Here is a 26,297-nt window from a genome sequence, read left to right on the forward strand (position 1 = left end):
GGTGGTGTATTGTTAGGAGGATTCTTTATGTTAACTGACTATACTACATCTCCTATGACAAAAAAAGGTCAAATAATTTATGCGGTTTTAGCTGGTGTAATAGCAACAGTTATAAGATTATATGGTGGATATCCTGAGGGATGTTCATATTCAATATTATTAGCTAACGTTGCCACTCCATTGATAGATAAGTATGTCAATAATAGAGTATTTGGGGAGGTGGCTAAGAGTGAATAGTATTTTAAAATTAGGATTAAATTTATTTATAATTTGTGCAGTTGCTGCTGGTTTGCTAGCAGGAACAAATCAAATAACAGAGCCTATTATAGCTGAGAGAAATGAACAAGCAAATAATGAAGCTAGACAAATGGTACTACCAGATGCTAGTGACTTTGAATTGTTAGATCCAAATGATTATGGTAAAAATGCTGAAGTAGAAATAGTAGAAGTTTATAAGGGATTAAATGGTTCTGATATAGCGGGATATACTATTAAAGCTCTGCCAAAAGGATATGGTGGAGAGATAGAACTTATGGTTGGTATAAAATCCGATGGAACTATATCAGGCGTTAATATAGGAAATATGACAGAGACACCAGGTCTTGGTGCTAAGGCTCAGGAAGAAGACTTTTATGGGCAATATGCAGGAAAACCAGCAACTGAACTTAGTGTTATAAAAAGTGGGTCTGCTGGAGAAACAGAAATACAAGCAATATCAGGAGCTACTATTACGTCTAAGGCTGTAACAAGTGGAGTTAATGCAGCAGTAGAAGTATATGATAGCATCAGTAAATAGGATAGGGGGAAATAATATGAGTCTAGGAAAGATATTTAAAAATGGTATTATAGACGAGAACCCAACCTTCGTTCAAGTTATAGGTATGTGTCCGACTCTAGCTGTAACAAGTTCTGCAATAAATGGCATAGGTATGGGGCTTTCAACAGCAGTCGTTTTAGCATGTTCAAATATAGCTATATCACTACTTAGAAAAGTAATACCAGACAAAATAAGAATACCAGCATTTGTAGTTGTTATAGCAACTTTTGTTACGATAGTGCAAATGGTTTTAAAAGCCTTTGTACCAGCTCTAGATCAAGCGCTTGGATTATATATTCCATTAATAGTTGTTAACTGTATAATATTAGCTCGTGCAGAAAGTTTTGCATCTAAAAATGGACCTATAGAATCAGCGGTTGATGGTATAGGAATGGGTCTTGGATTTACTTTAGCTCTTACAGCTTTAGGTACAGTTAGAGAATTATTAGGAGCAGGATCAATATTTGGTTTAAGTATATTTGGTGCTTCTTATCAACCAGCTTTATTATTTATATTACCTCCAGGTGCATTCTTAACGTTAGGTTTCTTAATGGCACTATTTAATAAAGTAGTAAAGAAAAAAGCTTAGTAGGAGGAAAGTCATATGAATTATATATTATTATTTCTAAGTATTGTGCTTGTTAATAATGTTATAACATCACAATTCTTAGGTATATGTCCGTTTTTAGGAGTTTCTAAAAAGGTTGATACAGCAGTTGGAATGGGAGTAGCTGTTACTTTTGTTTTAGGATTAGCATCAATAATCACTTATTTTATACAGAAATTATTAAATATAACATCTACTGGATACTTACAAACTATAGCGTTTATATTAGTAATTGCTTCTATAGTTCAGTTTGTTGAAATGGTTATAAAAAAGATGAGTCCATCTTTATATCAAGCACTTGGTGTTTATTTACCACTTATAACAACTAACTGTGCTGTTTTAGGTATAGCTTTAGTTAATGTTCAAAATAACTATAACATAGTTGCTACACTAATAAATGGTGTTGGTGCAGGAGCTGGTTTTACATTAGCCATAGTATTGTTTGCAGGAATAAGAGAAAGATTAGAATTAGCAGATATACCAGAATCCTTCCAAGGATATCCAATAACATTAATAGCAGCAGCTTTAATGTCAATAGCTTTCTTAGGATTCACAGGATTAATACAATTATAGAATAGGGGGGGATTTTGTGAGTATAATAAAAGCAATTTTACTTTTAGGTGGATTAGGATTAATATTTGGGGCAATACTAGCCTATGCATCTAAAAAATTTGCCATTGAGGTAGATGAAAGAGAAGAAAAAATACTTGCAGTACTTCCAGGAGCAAACTGTGGTGGTTGTGGATTTCCAGGATGCAGTGGTCTAGCATCAGCTATAGTTGAAGGAAAAGCACCTGTAAATGGATGTCCAGTAGGAGGAGCAGCAGTTGCGGCTAAAGTATCTGAAATAATGGGTGTTGAAGCTGAAAGCGGGGAAAGAATGGTAGCTGCTGTTAAATGTAAGGGAACTTGTGATAAATCAAAGGAAAAGTACATACACCAAGGGATTAAGGATTGTAGAGCAGCTTCAGTCCTAAATGGAGGACAAAAAGCTTGTCAATCAGGATGCTTAGGATTTGGTACTTGTGTTTCTGTATGTAAATTTGACGCCATTAAAATCGTAGATGGAGTAGCTGTAGTAGATGAAGATAAATGTGTTCTATGCGGAAAATGTATAGAAGTATGTCCAAAAGCTTTAATAGTTAAAAAGCCAGCAAGTAAAGAAGTTTTTGTACAATGTAATAGTAATGAATTTGGTAAAGCAGTAAAAGATAAATGTAGTGCAGGTTGTATTGGATGTGGAAAATGTGCAAAAGTATGTCCAGTAGATGCTATAATTTTTGAGAATAAACTTGCAAAAGTTGACTATGAAAAATGTATAGGTTGTAAAGAATGTGCTGTTAGTTGTCCAACTAAAGTAATAGCTGGAGAAATAAAAGATAGAAGAAAAGTTACTATAGATGAGGAAAAATGTATAGGATGTACAGCTTGTGCTAGACAATGTAAGTTTGGTGCAATAGAAGGAGAAAAGAAACAACCTCATAAAATAGATTTAGATAAGTGTAAAGGCTGTCATTTATGCTTACCTAAATGTAAAAAAGGTGCTATGAGTTTAGTTGAAGAAGTTAAAGCAACAAACTAATCTTTTCTCATTGTAAAATGAATATTAAAATATATTAATTATGGATAAAATAAAGGTATGGAATAGTTCCATACCTTTATTTTGTTAAAAATTATAACAAAAATTTTTTTGGTAATTTTAGTTAGAAAAAATATCAAAATCATTTGAAAATATAACAATTATGTAATTAAAAGACTCGACATTTACATTGAAATTTTTACAATATAATGATAAACTTAATTAGTACAAAAATATAGTACAAGGTGAGGTGATAGTATGAATATAATTTTAGCATCGAATTCACCTAGAAGAAGAGAAATCTTAGAAAATACTAAGGTGAGATTTTCAATTAAAGGAAGTCAAATCGATGAGGTCATTAATAGTAATGAATCACCGAAAGAAACTGTAATGAGACTTGCATACGAAAAAGCATTAGATATAGCAAAAGACAATAAAGATGCTTTAGTAATCGGTGCAGATACAATAGTTGTAATAAATGACACTATTTTAGGAAAGCCAAAGGATGAAAAAGAGGCATATGATATGATTAAGTTATTGTCTGGGAAAACTCACTATGTAATTACAGGTTTCGCTTTGATAAATTTAAGTTTAGAAAAAAAAGTAATTGATTATGAAATAAGTAAAATTACTTTTAAAGAATTATCAAATGAATGTATTAAAGATTATATACAAACTAAGGAGTCTTTAGATAAAGCTGGAGCTTATGGAATACAAGGGTATGGTGCACTATTAGTTAAGAATATTGAAGGTGATTATTTTAATATAGTAGGATTACCAATATCTAAGATGAGCGACTGTTTAAAAAATCACTTTAATATAAATCTTTTTTACGGAGGTTGATTTATTGAATAAATCTTCTAAATTATCTTTAAATATAAAAGAGATGACATTAGAGGACAGACCAAGGGAAAAAATGATTTCCAAAGGAGTAAGCAGCTTATCAGATGCAGAATTATTGGCTATTCTTATTGGCAGTGGAAATAAAGAATTAAATGCAATTCAATTAGCTCAAAGGATAATAAATAAAGCTGAAAACATAAGATGTTTGCAAGATATAACCATAGATGAATTAAGAAGTATTCATGGAATAGGTGTTTCTAAAGCAACTCAAATTAAGGCAGCATTAGAATTAGGCACAAGAGTTGCCTCTTATAAACCTAGAAAGTATAAAATTAAAAATCCATGGGACATATACAAATATTATATGGAAGTTTTAAGATATCAATATAAAGAAATTTTTAAGGTAGTTCTTTTAAATACAAAAAATGAAATAATAACGGATGTGGATATTTCTATAGGAACGTTGAATTCATCTTTAGTTCACCCAAGAGAAGTTTTTAGAGAGGCGATAAGAAGAAGCAGTAATAAAATTATATTATTACATAATCATCCTTCTGGAGATGTTGAACCATCAAGAGAGGATAAACATGTAACTTCTAGGCTAAAAGACTGTGGTGAATTAATAGGTATAGAAGTAATTGACCATATAATTATCGGGGACGGAATTTATTTCAGTTTTAAAGAAAATATGATGATTTAAGTAGAATAAAATAAGGAAGGTGTATTAAAATGGCTAAAGAAAAAAAAGAAAAAAAAGAAAAAAAAGGTTTTAAATCTTTGTTTGGATTTGGAAAAACAACTAAAGATATGGGTATAGATTTAGGAACAGCTAATACATTAGTTTATATAAAAGGGCAAGGTATAGTAGTAAGAGAGCCATCTGTTGTTGCTATAAGAGATGATAGTAAATCAGTTTTAGCAGTTGGAGAAGAAGCAAAAAGAATGATAGGGAGAACACCAGGAAACATAGTCGCTATAAGACCAATGAAAGATGGAGTTATAGCTGATTTTGATGTAACTCAAGCAATGCTAAGCTATTTCATACAAAAAGCAGCAGCTAAAAAAGGTGTTGTGAGCCCAAGAATAGCTATATGTGTACCATTTGGAGTTACAGAAGTTGAAAAGAGAGCAATAGAAGAAGCAGCAAGAACAGCTGGAGCTAAAGATGCATTCTTAATAGAAGAGCCAATGGCTGCTGCAATAGGAGCAGGTCTTAGAGTAGAAGAGCCAGAAGGAAATATGGTAGTAGATATCGGTGGTGGTACTTCTGAAATAGCAATAATATCATTAGGTGGTATAGTTACTGCTAAATCAATAAGACTTGGTGGAGATGAATTAGATGAAGCTATAGTTAGCTATGTAAAAAAAGAATATAGCTTAATGATAGGTGAAAGAACTGCTGAAGATGTTAAAATTAAAATAGGATCTGCTTACAAAGAAGGCGAGGAAGTTGAAATGGAAATAAGAGGTAGAGACCTTATAACTGGACTTCCAAAAACTATGCAAATATCTTCATCAGAAGTTAGAGATGCATTAAGAGAACCAGTTAATTCTATAATTGATGGTATAAAATCTACATTAGAAAAAACTCCACCAGAATTAGCTTCAGATATAATGGAAAATGGAATAATGTTAACTGGAGGAGGAGCTCTACTTAGAGGACTTGATAAATTAGTTAAAGAGGAAACTGGTATGCCTGTTAAAATAGCAGAAAACCCACTTGATTGTGTTGCTATAGGTACAGGTAAATCAGTTGAAGATGCAGAAATATTTGAAAAAGTATTAATGATGAATCATAGAAATTAACAAAGTAGGTGCTTACCTTGAAACTTGATAATAATAAAAAGAAAAAAAAGGCTAATTTAAAAGTGATAGCAACGGGCGCAGTTGCTATCACTTTAATTGGAATTGTGGGGATGTCATTAGGGAGAAATAATGGACAAAATCCAACGGGAGCAAATGTTGGAATGAATGCATTTTCATCAATAGGAAGTGTAATAAATGATGGATTTACTTATGTAAAAAGTGGATTTAATAATATTATACATTTTTATTCAAATGCAAAAAAAGTTGAAAGTTTAGAAAAAGAAAATAATGAATTACAAGAACAATTAATAGAATTACAAGGCAAACTAGATGACACAGAATCTTTACAAAATTTAAAAGTAGCCCTTAAATTTGTAGATGAAAAATATGTGGCAAATTCTTTATCTGCAAAGGTAGTAAGTAAAAATGATGGAAATTGGTATACAAGTTTTGTTGTATCTGCCGGTAGTAAAGATGGTGTAAAAAAAGACAGTCTAGTAATTAATGGAAGTGGCCTTGTAGGAATCGTATATGAAGTTTCAGAAAATTATTGTAAGGCTATATCATTATTAGATACAAAATCATCAGTAAGCTTTAAGTTAGCAAAGGACTCAAATTATAAAGGGATTATAACATATGGCAAAAATATAGATGAAGAAGCTGATTATAGAGATGAAGGTTTGCTTCAAGGATATATGTTTGACTCACAATATGATGTATTGCCAGGAGATGTAGTTACAACATCGGGACTTGGACTATATCCTGAAGGAATTGTTATAGGAAAAGTGGAAAAAGTTATAGAAGACAAAAATAATTCCTTAAAATATGTTGTAGTAAAGCCTAATGTTGACTTTAAAAACATAGACGATGTTATGATTATTGAACCAAGAAATATAGGATAAAGGGGAATGAAACGATGAAAAAAGTTTTACTTTGTCTTTTGGGAATAGCTATGCTGATAATTGAAAATAGTTTGACTAACTATATAAAAATATTAGGAGTAAGCATTGACTTTATATTAATTTATTTAACAATTATATCTTTATATATAGATAAATTGGAAAGTAGTTTAATTGGAGCTATTATTGGTTTAATTAAAGATATAACTGTGGGAGGTATATTTGGAGTTAATGCATTAATTTACTTTTCAATATGTTATATAGTAAGTCACTCAAGAAATAAAATATATAAAGAAAGTAAAGTTACTATATTTACATTAATTCTTGCAACAACAATATTTAGTTCTTTAATAAATATATTAACATCTATAGTTGCATATAGTAGTTTTACAACTGCAAGATTAATAATTAAAGGGATAGTAATATTACCACTTTTAAATAGTTTAATAGCATTAATATTGTATAAAATTTTTGATAAATCAATATTAAAACTTAAAGAAGAGTAGTTGGTGATTTAATGGATGAAAAAAGAATTAGTGAAAGAACTAAGATAATACAAAAAGTATTTACTTTTATCTTTATAGCTATAATAGTTAAAATTTTATATATGAACATATTTAAATATGACTATTATACATCACTAGCAGATAATAAAACATATAAAGAAGTTACCATTAAAGCGTCTAGAGGAGAGATTCGAGATAGATATGGTAGGTTGCTAGCAGGTAACGTGAATCAATTTACAGCACAAGTATCAATAAATGAATTTACTAGAAATGATACCAAAGAAGATAAGTCTGAAGCTAACAATACTTCTTTAAAACTTATTAACTTGCTAGAGCAAAATGGAGAAGAGTATGAAGATGAATTTCCTATTGTAATAAAAGGTGATAATTACTATTACACTTTCGATGAGGAAATAAAAGAATTTAAAAGAGAAAATGATGTTCCTCTAGATTACAATGCAAAAGAAACATTTTATTATATAGTAGATAAACTGATAGAAGAAGGAAAGTTAACAGAGGAAGATAAAAACTTAAAGCCAAGTGAATTACAAAAAAAGGTAAATGAGGCAGGTACTTATCCCCCTATATTAGTATCAAAATTTATATTTACAGCCCAAAGAGAAAAGAATGACTGGCTAGAGGGGTATAAAGTAAAAAAATGGCTTGAGGAAAATAAAATAGATAAAAAGAGTATAGATGCTAAAACAGCATTTAAAGCAATAAGAGATTATTATTTAATTGATCCTGATTTAAGTGATAAAGAGGCAAGAAAGATTCTTGTTGTTAGAGATTTAATTAAATCTCAAGGATATACTAAATATCAACCAGTTACTATAGCTAAGAATATAGGTGAAGAGACTATTGCAGATATAGAAGAAATGGCTATGGAACTTCCTGGTGTCAGTGTATCTAATGAACCTGTTAGAAGCTATCCAAATGGTAATTTAGCCTCTCATGTATTAGGTTATGTAGGAAAAATACCATCATCACAAGAAGAGTCATATTTAGAGAAAGGTTACTCTAAAAATGATATGGTTGGTCTTTCTGGTGTGGAAGGAAAATATGAGGAAAAATTACATGGCACAGATGGCTATAAGAAGGTTAAAGTTGATGCAGTTGGGAATATAACAGAAAATTTAGAAGTTGTAAAGCCTGTATCTGGAGATACTTTATATCTTACTATAGATAAAGATTTACAAGAAGTAGCTGAAAAAGCCTTAGAAAAGGCAATAAAAGCTGCTAGATACGGTGGTGTCTATGAAAGTGAGTATGGTAATGTATCTGCATCAGGAGGTTCTAAAAATGCTGCCTCTGGTGCTGTAATAGTTGCAGATGTAAAAACAGGTGAAGTTTTAGCTTCTGCAAGTTATCCAAACTTTGATCCTAATTTATTTGTATCTGGTATATCATCTGAGGATTATAAAAAACTTATGCCTGAAAATAAAAATGATTTACTTGCACCTGCTCCACTTTTAAATCTAGTTACTCAGGGTGCATTCCAACCAGGTTCAACGTTTAAGATGATAACAGGTATGGCAGCATTAGAACATGGATTAAGTCCAAACTATACAATATCTGACCCAGGTGTTATTTGGCTTGGTAAGAAGTCATATGGTGACGCTGTATGGAATTCAGGTAGAGGTAATCATGGTGCAACAAATCTTTACAAGGCAATACAAGAATCTTGTAATATATATTTCTATACTATAGGTACAGGTCAAAATATGATAGGTGGTGCACAACCAAGTGCTAAAATAGGCCCTGAAGAAGTAATGGAGTATGCTAAATTATTTGGCCTAGATGATTATACTGGTCTAGATGAAGATATAGAGGAGAATAAAGGTACTGTACCGAGTGAAGAAAGAAAAATAGAGTCTATGAAGTCTATGCTTAAATCATATTTAAATAGAAGTATGAAAAATAGCTTTACTGATATAAACAAAGATAGTAATCCTGAAGAATTTGCATCTAGAATACAGGAAATTACAAATTGGTGTGATGAAGAAAAAGCACCAGGTAAAGTGGAAGTAGTTGAAAGACTTAAAAAATTAAAAGTTAAAGAAGATGATTTAGAACCACTTTCTGATGAGATAGTATATACTTATCTAAATTTTGCTAGATGGACTACATCGGATGCATTCAACTTATCTATAGGTCAGGGGGAAAATGCATATACTCCAGCGCAAATGGTAAGATATATATCAGCAATAGCAAATGGTGGATATTTAAATAAATTATATTTAGTTCAAAAGTCAATATCTGCTGATTACAGTAAAGTAGATGTCAAAGAACAAAAGTCAGAAAAGATTAATTTTGTAGATTCAAATAATTTAGATCATTTAGTTACTGGTATGAAGAGAGTTGTAACTGATGGTACAGCTAGAAAAGTGCTTGGAGACCTTAATGTATCAATTGCAGCTAAAACAGGTACTGCACAAAAAAGTACAAAAATACCAACTGAAAATGAATATGAATACTTGATGAGTCACTTATCATCATATAAAGTAGATGAGAAGGAAGTGCTAGAAGTATATAATAAATTAAGAGCTGAAAGAGAAGAAGAATTAACTAAAATTAGAATTGAAGAGATAAAAGAACAATTAGCAGACAAAGATGTTAGTGATGAAACAAAAGCTGAGCTAGAAAAAGAATTAAAAGCAGGTGTTTCAGAAAAACTTCCTACAGATAATGATAGAATAAATGCAGCTTATTTAAGAAGAGCTATAAAAGAGCTTAATCCAAAAATAACTGATGAGCAAATCGATGCATTTAAAGAAACTTATGGAGACTTTGCAGAGGCTGCAGCATTTTTACCAGCTGATGATCCAGAAATAGCTATATATGTAATGATTCCTCAAGGTGGTTCAAGTAGTCATGCTCTTTTACCAATGAGAGACATAATTGGTTATTATATGGGGTTAGAAGGAAAATCTTCTAATGAAACTAATAAGAAGACAGATGAAGAAAATGACAATAATTTAGAAGAAGATGATATAAATTTTTCTACACAATTGAAAAAATAAAAGGTGATTAATACATTTATGAAGAATATAGTAAATAGATTAATATCACTCTGGAGGTTGTTATGTCTTTAAGAGAATTTTCTACAGAAGAACTTGTAGAGTTTAAAGGGAATAAAAGGGGATTAATTATAAATATTAAAAAAGTTGCACCTTTTGAGCAAGTTCAAAAAAGTATAATAGATAGATTAGAAGAGAATATTGGATTTTTTTGCGGTGCAAAAATATATCAAATTAATTGTGATTACTTAAAAGATGTACAAATACTTATGATTGAAGAAGCAATCACATCTAAATTTGATATAGAGTTTGTAGAAGAAGAAAAAGAAGAAGATATAAATACTTATGAGACAAAGTATGTGGATACTATGAGATCTGGAGAAAATATCGTGTTTGATGGAGATGTAGTAGTCATGAGTGATATGAACCCAGGTTCGCAAGTAAGTTCCACTAGGAATGTTGTTGTCATGGGAAATATACAGGCTGGAGCAAAGGTTGTAGCTAATGGAAATATTATTGTCATGGGCCAAGTAAAGGGATTTGTACATGCTGGAGCAAAAGGTAATACTTCAGCTTATGTCATTGCAAATAGTTTGTGCCCAAAAATATTACAAATAGCAGATAATATAGCTGAAGCGCCAGATGATGATTATGATGAGAGTAAGGAAGATGAACAGGTTATACCTGAAATAGCTTTTGTTAGTAAAGAAAGAATAGTTATAGAAAGTTATTTGCCTAAAACTTTAAAGAATAAGGAAATGTATAGGGGGTAGTAGGATGAGTGAGGTCATAGTTATAACTTCAGGTAAAGGTGGAGTTGGAAAAACAACTACTGTAGCTAATTTAGGTACAGCATTAAGTTTAGAAAATAGAAGAACTGTTGTAGTTGATGCTGATATAGGGTTGAGAAATCTAGATGTAGTAATGGGATTAGAAAATAGAATAGTTTATGACATAGTAGATGTGGTAGAAGGTACATGTAAATTAAAGCAAGCTTTAATAAAAGATAAAAGATTTGAAAATTTATACTTATTACCAGCAGCTCAAACAAGAGACAAAAATGCTGTTTCTGTTGAACAAATGTCAACATTATGTGAAAAGCTAAGAGAAAGCTTTGATTACATTATAATAGATTGTCCTGCAGGTATTGAACAAGGATTTAAGAATGCTATAGCAGGTGCAGATAGGGCAATAGTTGTAACTAATCCTGAAGTTTCTGCAGTAAGAGATGCAGATAGAATAATTGGTTTATTAGAAGCAAATGAAATAGGTGATATCCAATTAGTTATAAATAGAATAAGACAAGATATGGTTAAACGTGGTGACATGATGGACAAGCAAGATATAGTTGAAATATTAGCTATAAACTTACTTGGAATAGTGCCAGATGACGAAAGCATAATTATATCTACAAATAAAGGAGAACCTGCTATTTTAGATGTTAAGTCTAATGCAGGTAAGGCTTACAAAAATATTGCACAAAGAATATTAGGAAATAATATTCCAATACAAGAAATTGAAACAGAAACTAATTTCTTTGATAAAATCAAAAAAATTTTTGGCGTAGCTAAATAAAGTAAGGGGGATATTCATGTTTGATCTTTTTAAATCTTTTTCAAATGAAAATAAGACTAGCAAGAATGTAGCTAAAGAAAGGTTAAAGCTGGTTCTTGTGCATGATAGAGTTGATTGTTCTCCTCAACTTTTGACCCTTATAAAAGATGATATATTGAAGGTTATATCTAATTATGCTGATATAGAGGAAGATGGTCTTGAAATAAAGATGTCTAAAACTAGAGGTGAAAATGATGACAGACCTGTGTCTGCCTTAGTTGCAAATATACCACTTAAAAATTTAAAAGACAGAGGAATGTAAACTTAGTCTTTATAAAGGGGGATATACTTAAGGTATATTCCCTATTTAAGTTTATATTGAAACCTAGAAAGACGGTGATAACTTGGTTAATTATAAAAATAAGTTTAAATTGCTAAAACAGCTAGACTGGAAATTAATTGTAACGCTTTTGATTATATTTACATTTGGAATAGTAATTTTAAGTAGTGCAACACATGTAAATCAAACTGGTGATTATTCTAGAATGATAAAACAAACTATAGCTTTTGTACTTGGCTTAGTAATGATATTATTTATCCTAATGTTTGATTATAATGCTATGGGAAAATATTATAAAGAGCTATATGTAGCAAGTGTATTCTTATTAGCAATTGTACTAATTCCTGTAATAGGAAAGGTTAGAGGAGGGGCTAGATCAACATTGGCATTTGGGCCTTTAGACTTGCAAACAGCAGAAATTGTTAAATTTACATTTATCCTTAGTTATGCTAAAATTGTAGAACTAAAAAAAGGTAAAATGAAAAATGCTAAAGATATTATAAGTCTATTAATGTATGCAGCTCCTATAATTGGTCTACTAATTGCCCAGCCAGATTTAGGAACAGCAATAGTATACTGCTGCATAATAGCTGGTATGATATTCACAGCTGGAATAGATTATAAAATATTAAGAAAGACTATAATAGTTTGTATAATCGCACTTCCTATCATATATTTAAGTATAGATGAGTACCAGCAGTCTAGGATATTAGGATTTTTAAATCCAGAAGATACGAGTATTCAAGGAAACTATCAAGTTATGCAATCAAATATTGCCATAGGCTCAGGTGGTTTCTTAGGTAAAGGTCTATTCAAAGGTACACAAAACCAAGAAGACTTTTTACCAATACAAGATAGTGATTTTATATTTGCTGTTGTTGGTGAAGAATTAGGAGTAGTAGGTATGGTAGCCTTAATAGGTTTATTTGCTTATTTCTTATTTAGAATGTTAAAAATAGCGATGGAGTCAAAAGATGAATATGGAGCTCTGGTAGTAATTGGGGTAACAAGCATGTTTGCATACCAGATTATTCAAAATATAGGTATGACGGTATCGCTGATACCTGTTACTGGGGTTACATTACCATTTATAAGTTATGGAGGTAGTTCAGTACTTACATCTATGGCAACATTAGGTTTAGTTTTAAATATTTGTATGAGAAGAAAGAAAATAAACTTTTAAAGTATAGGAATATATTGAAAAGAGGAGCAGAGTACAATGATGAAAATAGCATTAGTAGCACATGATAAGATGAAAAAAACTATGGTAGGTTTTTGTATTGCATATGAAAATATTTTAAAAAAATATAAAATATATGCAACAGGAACTACTGGAAAAATGGTAATGGATGAAACGTCATTAGATATTGAAAGACTTGCATCTGGACCACTAGGTGGAGACCAACAAATAGGATCTTTAATAGTAAGTCAAGATATAGATTTAGTAATCTTTTTAAGAGATCCCCTTACTTCTCAAGCACATGAAACAGATATACAGGCATTGATAAGATTATGTGATGTATATCATGTGCCAATAGCTACAAATTTAGCTTCGGCTGAGATATTTATAAAAGCTCTAGATAGAGGGGAATTTTCATTTAGAGAGGTTAGAAAAACTACAAGTCAAAGAATATAGTATTATATAAAAAAATCCTTCCTTTTTATAATAATTATTAATAAGGAAGGATTTTTTTATTTTGTTTAAATTCAAAACAATTAATAAGTTATATTTATTTTAAATATGATGCAAATTCAACACCATAATCAAAACATTCTTTGAATGTATCATCACTAGGGAAGAATTTCTTTTTAAGAGCTGGTTGAGGAACTTTGAATGACATAGCTTTAAATAAGTTTTCTGCCATTGTTATACCTTCACCACTCCATCCGTAAGAACCAAATACTCCTGCAACAGTACCTTTGTTAGCCATTGGATCTATTACTGAGAATAAGTCCCACATAGGTTTAACCATAGTTTTGTTTATTGTAGGAGAACCAACTAAAACAACTTTAGCAGAAACTATAGCATCGTGCATTTCTTTTAAAGTTAATTTTTCTAAGTCGTATAATTTAACTTTAACATCTTGTGATAAAGCACCTTGTTGTATTTTCTTAGCCATTTCAAAAGTATTTGTATAGGCTGATAGATAGAAGATAGCCATATGCTCAGTATTAGTTTCTTCTATTACTTCCTTTGACCACTCTACATATCTTTCAACTTGTTCCATAGGTCTTTCTGAAAGTATAGGTCCGTGAGAAGTTAATATAGTATCGAAGTCTAATCCAAGCTCAACTACTTTATTAACAGCTTCTAAAACATATTTTGCATATGGTTTTACTATACAATCGTAATATAATTTTGATGATGGTAAGTATCCTTCATCATCTATAGCCTTGCAGTCGAACTCAGAATAGTGACATCCGAAAGCATCGCAAGTTAATAATATTTTATCTTGAGGAACATAAGTAAACATTGTATCTGCCCAGTGTAAGAAAGGAGCTTGAATAAATTCAAGAGTTCTTTTGCCTATGTTTAAAGAATCTCCAGTTTTTACAGTTGTACAGTTAAAAGGTTTATTGATTTGATCTTTTAAGTACATATGTGCTGCTTTAGTAGCAATAACTTGTATGTCTGGATTTATTTCTAATATATATTTTAAACAACCTGCATGATCAGGTTCAGTATGATGAATAACTACATAATCAATATCTTTAATATCAACTATTTCACGTAAGTTACTTAAAAATTCATCTTTAAAACAATCTTTTACAGTATCAAATAAAACAACTTTTTCATCTTTTATTAGATAAGAATTATAAGTTGTACCATATTCTGTTTCCATTATAATATCGAATATTTTTAAATCCTTATCTACAACACCAGTATAGAATATATCTGGTTTTATTTCAAAAACACTGCTCATTGCAAACCTCCTAAATATAAATAAATATAAAAAATCATAACACAAATTTTATATACCCAAATTTTATTTATATGAAACTAAAAATATAATTCACATTATTATATTATCTGTATTTTTTGCTAAAAAATCAATATTTATTTAGGTAATATATAATTATAATTAAAACTTGACTAGACTTACAATAGAAATATATTGTTAATTTAGTATAATGGATAAGAATATAGTGATAATATAAAATATAGGTAATAATATCATTAAATTTAAAATATTTTGATACCAAATATTTTATAGTGTATAATAAAATTTATGTGAATTACAATTAGTTAATCGGAGGTTTCAAAAATAAATGGACAAAGCAGAATTTAAGAAAATTTTAAAAAAGGTTGAAAAGCCAGCTAGATATTTAGGAAATGAAATAAATTCAATACATAAAGATACTAGTAACAAAGACTTAGTAAGGTATGCTCAATGTTTCCCAGATATATACGAAGTAGGGATGAGTCATTTAGGAAGTCAAATCCTATATAGTGTATTAAATAAAGATGAAGGTGTTTATTGCGAAAGAGTATATTCTCCAGCTGTTGATATGGAGGAAATATTAAGAGAAAAAAATATACCGCTATTTGCATTAGAATCTAGAGAGCCAATAACTAACTTCGACTTTGTTACATTTACGCTTCAATATGAACTTTCTTACACAAATATATTAAACATATTAGACTTAGGCAATATAGAAATATTAGCTAAAGATAGAAAATTAGATGATCCATTCATTATGGTTGGAGGACCATGTGCATATAACTCAGAGCCTCTTGCGGATTTTGTAGACATTGTAATACTTGGTGAAGGTGAAGAAGTAAACTTAGAAGTATTAAATGAATACAAAGAATGGAGAAAAGATAAAACATCTAGAGAAGATTTCTTAATGAGAGTATCTAAAATAGAAGGGGTTTATATACCAAGCTTCTATGATGTTACATATAATGAAGATAATACAGTAAAAGAAACTGTACCAAATAGAGAAGGAATACCAGCAAACCCTAGAAAAAGAATAATAAAAAATATGGATGAAGTTTACTATCCAGAAACTTTAATAGTGCCATATATAGAAACTGTTCATGAAAGAGTGGTATTAGAATTATTCAGAGGATGTACGAGAGGATGTAGATTCTGTCAAGCAGGTATGATATATAGACCTATAAGAGAAAAGAGTGTAGAAAGATTAAAAGAATCTTTAGACAAATTAATAAAAAGTACAGGATATGATGAAGTATCTTTATCATCACTTTCTACAAGTGACTACTCTAAATTAAGTGAACTTACAGATGTATTAGTAGAAGAATATGCAAGCAAAAATATAGGTATATCTCTTCCATCACTTAGACTTGATAACTTTACTATGGAAATTGCGGAAAAAATACAACAAGTTAGAAAATCAGGTTTAACATTTGCGCCAGAAGCAGGAAGTCAAAGAATGAGAGATGTTATAAATAAAGGGGTAAGTGAACAAGATTTAAAAGATGCTACTAGAAAAGCATTTGAAATGGGATGGAACAGCGTAAAACTTTACTTCATGATAGGTTTACCTACAGAAAGATACGATGATTTAGATGGTATAAGAAACTTAGCTTATGATGTAATAGATACTTATAGAGAAGTACACGGTGGAAAATTATCAAGAAAGTTCTCTGTAACAGTGAGTACATCAACATTTGTTCCAAAACCATTCACTCCTTTCCAATGGCATGGACAAGATACAGGAGATGTTGTTAGAGAAAAACAACAATACCTAGTTAAAGCATTAAGAAATAGAGATATAAAATATATTTACCATGACTCTAAGACAAGCTTAATGGAAGCTGTTATTTCTAGAGGAGATAGAAGAATAGGTAAAGTTATTTATGATGCATTTAAAGCAGGAGCTAAGTTTGATGGATGGTCAGAATACTTCAACCTAGATATATGGCTAGAAGCTATGGCTAAAAATAACTTAGATGTAAGTTGGTATGCTCATAGAGAAAGAAGTTACGATGAAGTGTTTGCTTGGGATCACATAGATGTTGGTGTAACTAAGAAATTCTTAATAAGAGAGAATAATAAAGCAAAAGAAGATGCAGTAACTGTAGATTGTAGACATAGATGTAATGGATGTGGAGTTAACACAAATGATATAGGAAGGGGGCTGTGCTAGTTATGAGTAAATTAATTAGAGCCAAATATAAAAAAGAAGATGATATGATATTTATATCTCATCTTGATTTACAAAGACTTTTACAAAGAGCTTTTAGAAGAGCTGAGATAAATTTATCTTACTCTCAAGGATTTAATCCTCATCCTAAAATGAGTTATGGTAATGCCTTAGCTTTAGGTGTAGAAAGTCAAGGAGAGTATGTTGATATAGAAATCGAAGATGATATAACTGTTGAAGAATTCTTAAGAAGAATAAATGAAAAGCTTCCAGCAGGTGTTGAATTTATAAAAGCTAAAGAAATAACTTCAAGTACTCCTTCTTTATCATCTGAGATAGTTTATGGAGAATACTTATTTAATATAGATTTAGAAGAACCACTTAGCAAAGAATTAGTTAAATCTAGAGTATTAGACTTTGTAAAAAGTGAATCAATAATGATAACTAAGAAGAATAAAAAAGGAAAAATGGTGGAAACAGATATAAGACCACTAATAAAAAACTTTGACTTAGTTAGTTTAGATGATGAAAAAGTTACTTTTGAAGCTACGATAGCAACTGGATCTAAAGCTAACTTAAATATAAATATATTAGTACCTAAGATATTAGAAATATTAAATGTAGAAATGGATCCAAGAGAAGTAGAAGTTATAAGAAGAGATTTATATGCTATGGAAGATGGAGAGTTAGTAACTCCATTATAATAGATGAGTGTATGAAAAAAATAATAATAGAATCTCTAGTTTTATCTGAAAAAACTGCAATTGTTGAAGATGATAAATTAGTGGAGTTATTAATAGAAGAAAATAAAAATAATAAATTAGTATCTAATATATATAGAGGAATAGTTAAAAATGTCAAAGCAGGCCTTGAGGCCTGCTTTGTAGATATTGGATTTGAAAAATTAGCTTATCTACCTTTAAAAAAAGACTCTAGTATAAAGTCTGGAATGGATATAATGGTTCAAATTAATAAAGAAGCAATTGGAACAAAAGGAGCAAAGTTAAGCGAAGAAATAAGTCTTTCAGGGCGTTATTTAGTTTATATTCCATCTAACGATAGAATAACAATATCTAATAGGTTACAAGATGAAGAAGAACGTTTTAGGCTAAAAAAACTTGTTAAATCTTTTGTAGGAAAAGATTGCGGAATAATAATTAGAACAGAGGCAAATGGATGTAGCAAAGAAGAATTAGAAAAGGATTTTAATGAATTAAAAGAAAAATATGATTTAATTTGTAAAGAATTTAAGTTAGGTATAGGGCCTAAGTTACTATACAAAGAGCTTGATTTTTCATCCAAATATATAAACGACAATATCAATGAAGATGTGGAAGTAATAGTTGTAAATAATGAACAAAAATATAAAGAAATTAAAAATATTTTAAAACACATTAATAAAGACTATATAAGTAAACTAAAACTACAAGAAAATGAAGATATATTTGATTTATATAGAATACAAAGTCAAATAGAAAAAAGTCTCAATAAGAAAGTATGGTTAAAAAGTGGTGGATATTTAATCATAGAAAATACAGAGGCTTTAACTGTAATAGATGTTAATACAGGTAAATTTACTGGAAGTGGAAGTAGAGAAGATACTGTATATAAAACTAATTTAGAAGCTTGTGAAGAAATTGCAAGACAGCTTAGACTTAGAGACATCGGTGGAATAATTATAGTAGACTTTATTGATATGATTAAAAAGAAAAATAAAGAAAATTTATTAAAAACTCTAAATAATCATATGCAAAAAGATAAAAGAAAGTCTGAAATATTAGGATTGACAAGGCTTGGACTTGTAGAGATTGCAAGACGAAGAGAAAAAAGTTCCATAAGTGATTACTATTTAGAAGATTGTATATTCTGTGATAGTACTTTATCCTCAAAGTCTATTAATTTTTTAATTGATGATATAGAGAAGGAAGTAATGAAAATTAAGTATCATACTTCTTATAGCGATTTAGAATTAGAGCTAAATCCTATTGCTTTAAAAAAGGTAAAAAGTAATTATATGGATATAATTAATAAAATACGTGAAAAATATAAAATAAAAATTTCGCTTAAAGAAAATGAAAAAATTAGTAATGAAAAATATAAAATAATTTTTGTAAGCTAGTTGACATTTTGTTCAATAAGTAGTATTATTTATAACTGTAATGCCGCACAGAAAAGGTGAAAATCTTCTTAAGAGAAGTACCTTGATGGCGAGTTCTTAGACCGAGGAGGTGTATATTAATGTACGCTATAGTTAAAACAGGTGGAAAGCAATACAAAGTTGCTGAAGGTGATGTATTATTCGTTGAAAAGTTAGAAGCACAAGCTGGTGAAGAAGTAACTTTAAACGAAGTATTAGCTTGTACTAATGCAGAAGGAGAATTAGTTGTTGGTGCTCCAGTTGTAGAAGGTGCTTCTGTTACTGCTAAAGTAGTAGAGCAAGGTAAAGCTAAAAAAGTTATAGTTTTCAAATATAAAGCTAAAAAAGACTACAGAAGAAAACAAGGTCATCGTCAACCATACACTAAGATAGTTATCGAAAAAATAAACGCTTAGTATTAGGTAAGTAAAATGATAAAGATTAAATATCATTATACAGACGACTTTAGACGTAAAGGTTTTACAATAAAAGGACATGCTGATTATGCTCCAATAGGAGAAGATATAGTATGTGCAGCTGTTACATCTAATAGTATTGGTTTAATCAATTCCTTAGATGCGATAGTTAAAGTAAAATTTGATTCTGTAATCGGCCAAGAAGGTTTTATTGAATGTCTAGTTAATGAAGAAAGTTTAAATGAAAAAACTGATTTATTACTAGAACATTTCGAATTAACAATGAAATCAATTAAAAAGGATTATCCGAACAATATAAAAATTCTAAAAAAGTAGGGGGTGACTCCAAATGTTAAACATGAACTTACAATTATTAGCATCTAAAAAAGGGGTAGGGTCTTCTAAAAATGGTAGAGATTCAATCGCTAAAAGATTAGGTGTTAAAAGATATGACGGACAACTAGTTACTGCTGGTAGTATAATAGTAAGACAAAGAGGTACTAAAATACATCCAGGAACTAATGTAGGTAAAGGTGGAGATGACACTTTATTCGCATTAATAGACGGTACAGTTAAATTCGAAAGAAAAGACAAAAAAAGAAAAAAAGTAAGTATATATCCAGTACAAGTTGCTGAATAATAAAGGGAGAGGAGTGTATTTACACTCCTTTTCTTTTTAAATATAGGAAATTGGATATAAAAGCAAATTTTGTATAGGAGGTGTTACTTTTGTTTATAGATAAGGCGAGAATATTTGTTAAAGCTGGAAATGGTGGAAATGGTGCAGTATCATTTAGAAGAGAAAAATATGTTCCTGCAGGTGGACCAGACGGTGGAGACGGAGGAAGAGGCGCTAGTGTTATATTTGAAGTTGATAACGACTTAAGAACACTAATGGACTTTAAATATCAAAGAAAATATGTTGCCACTCCAGGTGGAGATGGAAGCAAAAAAAGACAAGCTGGAAAAAATGGTGAAGATTTAGTTTTAAAAGTACCAGCTGGGACAATTATAAGAGATGAAGCTACTAATAAAATCATAGCTGATTTAAAGCATGAAGGAGATAGAGCTGTAGTTGCAAGAGGTGGTAGAGGCGGAAAAGGAAACCAACACTTTGCTAATGCAGTAAGACAAGCTCCGAATTTTGCTAAATCAGGGACTGATGGAGAAGAAAGATGGGTTATATTAGAGCTTAAAATGATTGCTGATGTGGGGTTATTAGGATTCCCTAATGTAGGTAAATCTACATTCTTATCAGTAGTTACAGCTGCTAAGCCTAAAATAGCTAATTATCATTTCACTACTTTAACACCTAACTTAGGTGTAGTTAAAACTAAATTTGGAGATAGTTTCGTTTTAGCTGATATACCTGGACTTATAGAAGGTGCAGCTGAAGGTGTAGGACTTGGACATGATTTCTTAAGACATGTTGAAAGAACTAAAGTTTTAATACATATAGTTGATATATCTGGAATTGAAGGTAGAGATGCTCTAGAAGACTTTGATAAAATCAACGATGAATTAAAACTATATAATGAAAGATTATCTACTAGACCACAAGTAGTAGTAGCAAATAAAATAGATATATTAGAAGATGAATCTGTATTCGAAGACTTTAAAGAGGCATTAGAAGAAAGAGGATACAAAGTATTTAAAATGTCAGCTGCAACTAGAGAAGGTATAGATGATGTTATAGCTTATGTATCACAAATATTAAAAGATGCAGAAGAAATAGAAATTGTTTCAGAAGAAGAGTTATATGTACCAGAATTAGACGATGTAGAAGAAGAAGGATTAAATGTGGAAATAGAAGACGGAGTATATGTTGTTACAGGTAAAGCACTTAGAAGAATTATGTACTCTGTTAACTTTGAAGATATGGAATCTATCCAATTCTTCCAAAAAACTATGGAAAGTCAAGGCGTATTTGACAAACTTAGAGAAATGGGAATTGAAGATGGAGACACAGTTAAGATATATGATATAGAATTTGAATTCTATAATTAGAATTTAATTATAAAGAGGTGATAGGATGTTAAATGGAAGACAAAGAGCATATTTAAGATCTTTAGCAAACACTCTTAAGCCTATAACTCAAATAGGAAAAGATGGTGTTACAGAAGGTTTCTTAGAGCAATTAGATGGTATGTTAGATGCTAGAGAAATAGTTAAAGTAACTATATTAGAAACTGCTGGTCTTGATGCAAAAGAAACAGCTAATGCTATATGTAAAGCTTTAAGAGCTGAATTTGTTCAAGCTATAGGTTTTAAATTTACAATATACAGAAAAAACCAAGAAAATCAAAAAATATTCTTCCCAGGTCAAAAGCCAGCTGTTAAAAAGGTTGAAGAAGGTATGACTAAAAAAGGAAGACCGACTAAGAGATCTCGTAGATAATATCTAGAATACGAAGATGTATAATTATATATTTTAAACATAAATATTAAAGCGAACTTGAATAAGTTCGCTTTTTAAGTGAAAATAAATTATTTTATTTTAGATAAATTATAAATAATAAAATTGTATATATTATTATTTATAAGATTAATTTAATGCTTTTATATATTATTTTATGTATATATACCATATAATTAGACATATATTTAAAATAATGATATAATTCAAAAGAATATTTAGACTAAAATATGAAGGGACGTGTAACATGAAAAGATTAACCAAGTTATTGAGTTTATCAATTTGTATAGTCATGATGAGTATATTTTTTGTAGGATGTAGTAATAAAAACTATTCTCAAGAAATAAACTTTTTTAACTATGGTGAAAATATAGACGATGAAACAATAAAAGAATTTGAAAATCAATATGGTATAAAAGTAAATATGGAAACTTTTGATGATATGGAAGCTATGTATCAAAAAATTAGTAGTGGAGCAGGAAAATATGATGTTGTCTTAGTATCTGATGCTCTAATGCCAAGAATGATAAAAAATAATTTAGTTCAAGAGTTGAATAAAGAAAATATACCTAATATATCTCAAATGGACGAACAATATTTAAATTTAGATATAGATCCAGGAAATAAATATTCAGTACCTTATATGTTTGGAACTATAGGTATTGTTTATAATACGGATGTAATTAAAGAAGATGTAAATAGTTGGGATATACTATGGGATGAAAAGTATAAAGATAAAATTTTTATGTTTGATACATACAGAGATACAATAGGTGTAGCATTAAAGAAACTTGGATATTCTTTAAACTCAACTAATCAAAAAGAAATAGATGAAGCAAAAGAATTATTATTAGAACAAAGAAAATTAGTAAATCCATTATATGGTGTTGATAATGGTACTACAATGATTCCTGCTGGAGAAACTGACATAAATATGATATGGTCAGGAGAAGGGTTAAATCTTCAAGAAGAGTATCCTAATTTAAAATATGTAGTACCTGAAGACGGTGCAAATTTCTGGATTGATAGCTTATGTATAACTGCCAATGCTGAAAATGTAGATGGAGCAGAAAAATTCATAAACTTCGTAAGTGACAAGAAAAGTGCCTTAAGAATAGCTGATGAAATAGGATATACAACTCCAAATAAAGAAGCTAGATTAGAACAACCAGAAGAAGTTAGAAATAATCCTAATGCATATATGCCTAAAGAAATAATGGATAGATGTGAAATTTATACTGATTTACCTATGGATATCAAAAAAATATATGATAAAGCATGGATAAGTATAAAAGCAGATAAATAAAAAACTCATTTTTATAAAAAAAGGAAAGACTCATTAATAGTCTTTCCTTTTTTTGTTTGGATATATTATTAAGATTAATGTTTTTAATAGTAATATATCAAAATAAAATAATAAAATATTAATATAGGACAATAAATTATTGAAAAACGATATGAAGCTTGATATAATAATAGTACAATATAAAAAGGGAGTGTAATAAATGTTAAAAAATTCAATGAAAACAAAAAATATACTTACTACTTCATTAATTATTTTATTTTTTCTATTAGGCATAACTCTTTTACTTGGCATTGTCATGGGGATACCGTATATTGTTAACAACATTGGAAATATGACAAATATAGTTGCTGGAGTAGGGCTATTTATATTGGGGAGTATTTATTTCATAATGATTATTTTAATATTAGAAATAGTAAGTAGCTCAAAGGTAAATATATTTGTGAAAGCAAATGTAAAACGATTTAGACAGATAGGATATTTATTATTGCTAAACTTAATAATTGATTATATTTCTATGTTATTTAATGGAGTAACAGGGATGAGATTTTTAGATGTGGCTCCAGGAGTATTCATTACACCAAGTATGTCCATATACTTTATATCAGGACTATTATGCTTTGTAATAGCTGATGCTTTTGATCAAGCAATAAAAATAAAGGAAGATAATGATCTTACTATATAGAGGTGATATATGTCAATAATAGTTAATTTAGATGTCATGATGGCGAAAAGGAAAATATCCCTTAAAGATTTAGCTGAAAAAATAGATATTACTAATGCAAATCTATCAATACTAAAAAATAATAGAGCTAAAGCTGTTAGATTTTCAACGTTAAATGAGATTTGCAAAGTATTAGAATGTCAGCCAGGTGATATATTTGAGTATATAGATGATGATGAATAATGATCAGGGTAAAAATTTAAGAGATAGATAATATTAATAACATGATAGAATTAGAAAAGATTAAATAAAAAATCGTGCTCATTATACTGAGCACGATTTTTTAGTCCTCATAATTTAAAGACAGAGATAATCTATCGTATCCAATTATTGTATTAGGAAAAATTCTTGTGGCATTTCCTAAAAATTCATGGGGATTTTCTAGAGAAGGGCTGAAGTGGGTTAGTAGTAAACTTTTTACATTTCCAAGTCTTGCTAAATTGGCCGCTTCTGTAAAAGTCATATGTTTGTTTTTTACAGCTTTAGATATATCCATATCATCTCCATACATAGATTCACATACAAATAAATCGCTATCTTTTATAAAGTCTGGAATAGTGAATAAAGGCCTAGTATCAGTTATAAAACTTATTTTGATTCCTTTTCTATCATCACCCAAAACCATGTTTGAGGTATAAGTTTTATTATCATAGAAGACTTCGTCATTTTTTTGTAACTTACTCCATAACTCTTTTGGAACATTATTTTCCATAGCCTTTTTCACATTAAACTTTGGCGTTCTTTTAAAATATAGACTATATCCCAAGCATTCAGTAGAATGTTCTAATTCAAGAGTAGATATTTCTAGGTCTTTAAGAATATCATTTTCAATAGAAAAAGTTTCCTTAGGATCTTCTATAATATTGATTTTATAAGGTAGATATTCAACTAAAACTCTTATAGCTTTCATAGCCTCTATAATACCTCTAGGTCCAACTATAGTTACATCTTCTCTTTTACCGCTATTCCCCATAGTTGATAGAAGTCCAATTAAACCTATTATATGATCTCCATGAATGTGGGTAATCAATATTAAATCTATATCTTTAAACCCGCAATTCTTCATTCTCATAGACACTTGTGTGCCTTCACCACAGTCTATTAGAATTTTACGACCTCTATAATTTATAAATAGTGAAGAAAGGTTTCTATTTGGCATAGGAACATTTCCACCACATCCTAATAAAAATAAATCTATCATATTAAATCTCCTTAAATATACATTCATTTTCAATATTAATTATAATAGTAGTTTTTACTAAAGTATTATTAATAATAACATTATTTTATAATCAATTAAAAAAGAGATTATTAAATAACCTCTTATAAACTATTTATCCTCATTATATAGTTGTTTGATATTATATATTGATAATAATACACAAAGTATTGCAATAACTGTTTTCATAGGACCTCCTAATTATTAAAAAGATATATTAATAGTCATTATAGTCATTTTTGAATATTTTATTTAATACGCTTTTTATTATATCATAACTAAAGCCTTTATAAGCAAGGTGGTTAGCAACTTTTGCATAAGCTTTTTTAGGATCTTCTTTTTTTACTCTATCATATCTTTTCTCGGCAAGATATAGGGCATTTTCAAATTCCAAATCGTAATCTATTTCTGATAGAGCTTCGTCAATAGACGATTTTTCTAGACCTTTATTATAAAGATTTTGTTTTATTTTATTTTTTCCATATTTATTTAAATTAACATTAGTAGTTACTATTTTTGATGCTAACTCATTATCATTAATGAAGTTATATTTTTTTAAAAAATCTACTACATCATCTATAGTATCTTCTTCAAAATCATCTTTTAACTTTTCTCTTATTTTTTTTTCAGATTGACTAGCTTTAGATAAAATATTTAAGGCTTTATTTTTTCCTTTTAAAAACATTTCATCTTTTAAAATTTTTCTAAGGTTATCTTCTTCTATAATATCTCCTTTTTTTAAATTAAATGTGAATACAAGTTCTTTATAAATAGCCATAAAAAACATTTCATCTACATATATATTTACCCTATCTTCGCTTTTCTTTTGTGATTCAATTTTTGTTATTACAGGCATTTTAAGTCTCCTTTATATTAAAATAGTAAAATTAATGTTAAAAATAACTTGTTATATATGGAAAATTATTATATATATTAATATAGTGAATAATTTTTTATAATTAGTATAAATAAAACTAAATAAGTTAATAAAAATATATA

30 protein-coding genes are annotated in these 26,297 nt (G+C 29.3%); 27 read left to right on the top strand and 3 right to left on the bottom strand.

Features of this window, described 5'->3' with window-relative positions; translation table 11 throughout:
- From J7G74_RS04295 to J7G74_RS04370, 16 genes are all read left to right on the top strand, one after another.
- Positions 1-237, top strand: a 237-nt coding sequence (locus tag J7G74_RS04295; protein ID WP_297132326.1) for an RnfABCDGE type electron transport complex subunit D, incomplete at its 5' end; no start/stop codon positions are given.
- A complete protein-coding gene (locus tag J7G74_RS04300) occupies positions 230-796 on the top strand; it encodes an RnfABCDGE type electron transport complex subunit G (protein ID WP_297132328.1) in 567 nt (188 codons plus the stop codon). The genes J7G74_RS04295 and J7G74_RS04300, both read left to right, overlap by 8 nt.
- A gap of 16 nt (positions 797-812) precedes the next feature.
- Positions 813-1,406 (top strand): electron transport complex subunit RsxE, encoded by a 594-nt coding sequence (rsxE, locus tag J7G74_RS04305; RefSeq protein WP_297132330.1) that lies wholly within the window; start codon positions 813-815, stop codon positions 1,404-1,406.
- Between the two features lie 15 nt (positions 1,407-1,421).
- Positions 1,422-1,997 (top strand): electron transport complex subunit RsxA, encoded by a 576-nt coding sequence (rsxA, locus tag J7G74_RS04310; RefSeq protein WP_297132332.1) that lies wholly within the window; start codon positions 1,422-1,424, stop codon positions 1,995-1,997.
- 16 nt (positions 1,998-2,013) lie between these two features.
- Positions 2,014-3,006: an RnfABCDGE type electron transport complex subunit B gene (locus tag J7G74_RS04315; protein WP_297132335.1), complete on the top strand. Its 993-nt coding sequence runs from the start codon at positions 2,014-2,016 to the stop codon at positions 3,004-3,006.
- A 255-nt stretch (positions 3,007-3,261) separates the two neighbouring features.
- Entirely contained in the window at positions 3,262-3,846 is a 585-nt protein-coding gene (locus J7G74_RS04320; protein ID WP_297132337.1) for a Maf family protein, read from the top strand.
- A gap of 43 nt (positions 3,847-3,889) precedes the next feature.
- A complete protein-coding gene (radC, locus tag J7G74_RS04325) occupies positions 3,890-4,546 on the top strand; it encodes a RadC family protein (RefSeq protein WP_297132372.1) in 657 nt (218 codons plus the stop codon).
- 29 nt (positions 4,547-4,575) lie between these two features.
- The gene (locus tag J7G74_RS04330) at positions 4,576-5,652 is read left to right on the top strand and encodes a rod shape-determining protein (protein ID WP_297132338.1); all 1,077 of its coding nucleotides are present in this window, start codon (positions 4,576-4,578) and stop codon (positions 5,650-5,652) included.
- Between the two features lie 8 nt (positions 5,653-5,660).
- Entirely contained in the window at positions 5,661-6,554 is an 894-nt protein-coding gene (gene mreC, locus J7G74_RS04335; protein ID WP_297132339.1) for a rod shape-determining protein MreC, read from the top strand.
- Positions 6,555-6,568: 14 nt separating this feature from the next.
- Positions 6,569-7,057: a rod shape-determining protein MreD gene (gene mreD / locus J7G74_RS04340; protein WP_297132341.1), complete on the top strand. Its 489-nt coding sequence runs from the start codon at positions 6,569-6,571 to the stop codon at positions 7,055-7,057.
- Positions 7,058-7,068: 11 nt separating this feature from the next.
- Positions 7,069-10,080 carry a penicillin-binding transpeptidase domain-containing protein gene (locus tag J7G74_RS04345; RefSeq protein ID WP_297132343.1) on the top strand — a complete coding sequence of 1,004 codons (3,012 nt, stop codon included), beginning with the start codon at positions 7,069-7,071 and terminating at the stop codon, positions 10,078-10,080.
- Positions 10,081-10,142: 62 nt separating this feature from the next.
- Positions 10,143-10,850, top strand: coding sequence for a septum site-determining protein MinC (locus tag J7G74_RS04350; protein WP_297132344.1), 708 nt, complete (start codon positions 10,143-10,145; stop codon positions 10,848-10,850).
- Between the two features lie 4 nt (positions 10,851-10,854).
- Positions 10,855-11,652 (top strand): septum site-determining protein MinD, encoded by a 798-nt coding sequence (gene minD, locus J7G74_RS04355; protein WP_297132346.1) that lies wholly within the window; start codon positions 10,855-10,857, stop codon positions 11,650-11,652.
- Between the two features lie 16 nt (positions 11,653-11,668).
- Positions 11,669-11,953: a cell division topological specificity factor MinE gene (gene minE, locus J7G74_RS04360; protein ID WP_297132348.1), complete on the top strand. Its 285-nt coding sequence runs from the start codon at positions 11,669-11,671 to the stop codon at positions 11,951-11,953.
- An 82-nt stretch (positions 11,954-12,035) separates the two neighbouring features.
- The gene (gene rodA / locus J7G74_RS04365) at positions 12,036-13,154 is read left to right on the top strand and encodes a rod shape-determining protein RodA (protein WP_297132351.1); all 1,119 of its coding nucleotides are present in this window, start codon (positions 12,036-12,038) and stop codon (positions 13,152-13,154) included.
- A gap of 39 nt (positions 13,155-13,193) precedes the next feature.
- Complete coding sequence (locus J7G74_RS04370; protein ID WP_297132373.1) at positions 13,194-13,607, top strand: methylglyoxal synthase; 414 nt, start codon at positions 13,194-13,196, stop codon at positions 13,605-13,607.
- A 94-nt stretch (positions 13,608-13,701) separates the two neighbouring features.
- On the opposite strand, the gene J7G74_RS04375 is transcribed toward J7G74_RS04370, so the two are convergent.
- Positions 13,702-14,895 carry an FprA family A-type flavoprotein gene (locus tag J7G74_RS04375; RefSeq protein ID WP_297132353.1) on the bottom strand — a complete coding sequence of 398 codons (1,194 nt, stop codon included), beginning with the start codon at positions 14,893-14,895 and terminating at the stop codon, positions 13,702-13,704.
- 346 nt (positions 14,896-15,241) lie between these two features.
- Between J7G74_RS04375 and J7G74_RS04380 the strand changes: the two genes are divergently transcribed.
- The 11 genes from J7G74_RS04380 to J7G74_RS04430 all read left to right on the top strand — a co-directional run bounded on the left by J7G74_RS04380 (position 15,242) and on the right by J7G74_RS04430 (position 24,262).
- Positions 15,242-17,086, top strand: a complete 1,845-nt coding sequence (locus J7G74_RS04380) for a TIGR03960 family B12-binding radical SAM protein (RefSeq protein WP_297132355.1) — start codon at positions 15,242-15,244, stop codon at positions 17,084-17,086.
- A 2-nt stretch (positions 17,087-17,088) separates the two neighbouring features.
- Entirely contained in the window at positions 17,089-17,787 is a 699-nt protein-coding gene (locus J7G74_RS04385; RefSeq protein ID WP_297132357.1) for a TIGR03936 family radical SAM-associated protein, read from the top strand.
- Between the two features lie 11 nt (positions 17,788-17,798).
- A complete protein-coding gene (locus tag J7G74_RS04390) occupies positions 17,799-19,202 on the top strand; it encodes an Rne/Rng family ribonuclease (RefSeq protein ID WP_297132359.1) in 1,404 nt (467 codons plus the stop codon).
- 119 nt (positions 19,203-19,321) lie between these two features.
- Positions 19,322-19,636, top strand: coding sequence for a 50S ribosomal protein L21 (gene rplU, locus J7G74_RS04395; RefSeq protein WP_187295589.1), 315 nt, complete (start codon positions 19,322-19,324; stop codon positions 19,634-19,636).
- Between the two features lie 15 nt (positions 19,637-19,651).
- Positions 19,652-19,972, top strand: a complete 321-nt coding sequence (locus J7G74_RS04400; protein WP_297132361.1) for a ribosomal-processing cysteine protease Prp — start codon at positions 19,652-19,654, stop codon at positions 19,970-19,972.
- 13 nt (positions 19,973-19,985) lie between these two features.
- Complete coding sequence (rpmA, locus tag J7G74_RS04405; RefSeq protein WP_039679784.1) at positions 19,986-20,276, top strand: 50S ribosomal protein L27; 291 nt, start codon at positions 19,986-19,988, stop codon at positions 20,274-20,276.
- An 89-nt stretch (positions 20,277-20,365) separates the two neighbouring features.
- The gene (obgE, locus tag J7G74_RS04410; RefSeq protein ID WP_297132362.1) at positions 20,366-21,643 is read left to right on the top strand and encodes a GTPase ObgE; all 1,278 of its coding nucleotides are present in this window, start codon (positions 20,366-20,368) and stop codon (positions 21,641-21,643) included.
- Positions 21,644-21,668: 25 nt separating this feature from the next.
- On the top strand, positions 21,669-22,034 hold the full coding sequence (locus tag J7G74_RS04415) for a YhbY family RNA-binding protein (RefSeq protein WP_297132363.1): 366 nt from the start codon (positions 21,669-21,671) through the stop codon (positions 22,032-22,034).
- 265 nt (positions 22,035-22,299) lie between these two features.
- Positions 22,300-23,358: an ABC transporter substrate-binding protein gene (locus tag J7G74_RS04420; RefSeq protein ID WP_297132365.1), complete on the top strand. Its 1,059-nt coding sequence runs from the start codon at positions 22,300-22,302 to the stop codon at positions 23,356-23,358.
- Positions 23,359-23,557: 199 nt separating this feature from the next.
- Positions 23,558-24,040, top strand: coding sequence for a DUF2975 domain-containing protein (locus J7G74_RS04425; protein WP_297132367.1), 483 nt, complete (start codon positions 23,558-23,560; stop codon positions 24,038-24,040).
- Positions 24,041-24,049: 9 nt separating this feature from the next.
- On the top strand, positions 24,050-24,262 hold the full coding sequence (locus J7G74_RS04430; protein WP_297132369.1) for a helix-turn-helix domain-containing protein: 213 nt from the start codon (positions 24,050-24,052) through the stop codon (positions 24,260-24,262).
- A 100-nt stretch (positions 24,263-24,362) separates the two neighbouring features.
- Here the strand turns inward: J7G74_RS04430 and J7G74_RS04435 are convergent, their stop codons facing one another.
- The gene (locus J7G74_RS04435; RefSeq protein ID WP_297132370.1) at positions 24,363-25,280 is read right to left on the bottom strand and encodes a ribonuclease Z; all 918 of its coding nucleotides are present in this window, start codon (positions 25,278-25,280) and stop codon (positions 24,363-24,365) included.
- A gap of 235 nt (positions 25,281-25,515) precedes the next feature.
- Complete coding sequence (gene recX / locus J7G74_RS04440; protein WP_297132371.1) at positions 25,516-26,154, bottom strand: recombination regulator RecX; 639 nt, start codon at positions 26,152-26,154, stop codon at positions 25,516-25,518.
- Positions 26,155-26,297 lie beyond the last annotated feature (143 nt).

It is taken from the genome of Terrisporobacter sp. (assembly GCF_017888745.1).
Lineage (GTDB): Bacteria > Bacillota > Clostridia > Peptostreptococcales > Peptostreptococcaceae > Terrisporobacter.

What these genes read in the sequence shown, in the direction of transcription:
- rsxE (WP_297132330.1), top strand. Translation starts at nt 813, where the DNA reads ATGAGTCTAGGAAAGATATTTAAAAATGGTATTATAGACGAGAACCCA.
- rsxA (WP_297132332.1), top strand. Translation starts at nt 1,422, where the DNA reads ATGAATTATATATTATTATTTCTAAGTATTGTGCTTGTTAATAATGTT.
- J7G74_RS04320 (WP_297132337.1), top strand. Translation starts at nt 3,262, where the DNA reads ATGAATATAATTTTAGCATCGAATTCACCTAGAAGAAGAGAAATCTTA.
- radC (WP_297132372.1), top strand. Translation starts at nt 3,890, where the DNA reads ATGACATTAGAGGACAGACCAAGGGAAAAAATGATTTCCAAAGGAGTA.
- J7G74_RS04330 (WP_297132338.1), top strand. Translation starts at nt 4,576, where the DNA reads ATGGCTAAAGAAAAAAAAGAAAAAAAAGAAAAAAAAGGTTTTAAATCT.
- mreD (WP_297132341.1), top strand. Translation starts at nt 6,569, where the DNA reads ATGAAAAAAGTTTTACTTTGTCTTTTGGGAATAGCTATGCTGATAATT.
- J7G74_RS04345 (WP_297132343.1), top strand. Translation starts at nt 7,069, where the DNA reads ATGGATGAAAAAAGAATTAGTGAAAGAACTAAGATAATACAAAAAGTA.
- J7G74_RS04350 (WP_297132344.1), top strand. Translation starts at nt 10,143, where the DNA reads ATGTCTTTAAGAGAATTTTCTACAGAAGAACTTGTAGAGTTTAAAGGG.
- minD (WP_297132346.1), top strand. Translation starts at nt 10,855, where the DNA reads ATGAGTGAGGTCATAGTTATAACTTCAGGTAAAGGTGGAGTTGGAAAA.
- minE (WP_297132348.1), top strand. Translation starts at nt 11,669, where the DNA reads ATGTTTGATCTTTTTAAATCTTTTTCAAATGAAAATAAGACTAGCAAG.
- J7G74_RS04370 (WP_297132373.1), top strand. Translation starts at nt 13,194, where the DNA reads ATGAAAATAGCATTAGTAGCACATGATAAGATGAAAAAAACTATGGTA.
- J7G74_RS04375 (WP_297132353.1), bottom strand. Translation starts at nt 14,895, where the DNA reads ATGAGCAGTGTTTTTGAAATAAAACCAGATATATTCTATACTGGTGTT.
- J7G74_RS04380 (WP_297132355.1), top strand. Translation starts at nt 15,242, where the DNA reads ATGGACAAAGCAGAATTTAAGAAAATTTTAAAAAAGGTTGAAAAGCCA.
- J7G74_RS04385 (WP_297132357.1), top strand. Translation starts at nt 17,089, where the DNA reads ATGAGTAAATTAATTAGAGCCAAATATAAAAAAGAAGATGATATGATA.
- J7G74_RS04390 (WP_297132359.1), top strand. Translation starts at nt 17,799, where the DNA reads ATGAAAAAAATAATAATAGAATCTCTAGTTTTATCTGAAAAAACTGCA.
- rplU (WP_187295589.1), top strand. Translation starts at nt 19,322, where the DNA reads ATGTACGCTATAGTTAAAACAGGTGGAAAGCAATACAAAGTTGCTGAA.
- J7G74_RS04400 (WP_297132361.1), top strand. Translation starts at nt 19,652, where the DNA reads ATGATAAAGATTAAATATCATTATACAGACGACTTTAGACGTAAAGGT.
- rpmA (WP_039679784.1), top strand. Translation starts at nt 19,986, where the DNA reads ATGTTAAACATGAACTTACAATTATTAGCATCTAAAAAAGGGGTAGGG.
- J7G74_RS04415 (WP_297132363.1), top strand. Translation starts at nt 21,669, where the DNA reads ATGTTAAATGGAAGACAAAGAGCATATTTAAGATCTTTAGCAAACACT.
- J7G74_RS04420 (WP_297132365.1), top strand. Translation starts at nt 22,300, where the DNA reads ATGAAAAGATTAACCAAGTTATTGAGTTTATCAATTTGTATAGTCATG.
- J7G74_RS04425 (WP_297132367.1), top strand. Translation starts at nt 23,558, where the DNA reads ATGTTAAAAAATTCAATGAAAACAAAAAATATACTTACTACTTCATTA.
- J7G74_RS04430 (WP_297132369.1), top strand. Translation starts at nt 24,050, where the DNA reads ATGTCAATAATAGTTAATTTAGATGTCATGATGGCGAAAAGGAAAATA.
- J7G74_RS04435 (WP_297132370.1), bottom strand. Translation starts at nt 25,280, where the DNA reads ATGATAGATTTATTTTTATTAGGATGTGGTGGAAATGTTCCTATGCCA.
- recX (WP_297132371.1), bottom strand. Translation starts at nt 26,154, where the DNA reads ATGCCTGTAATAACAAAAATTGAATCACAAAAGAAAAGCGAAGATAGG.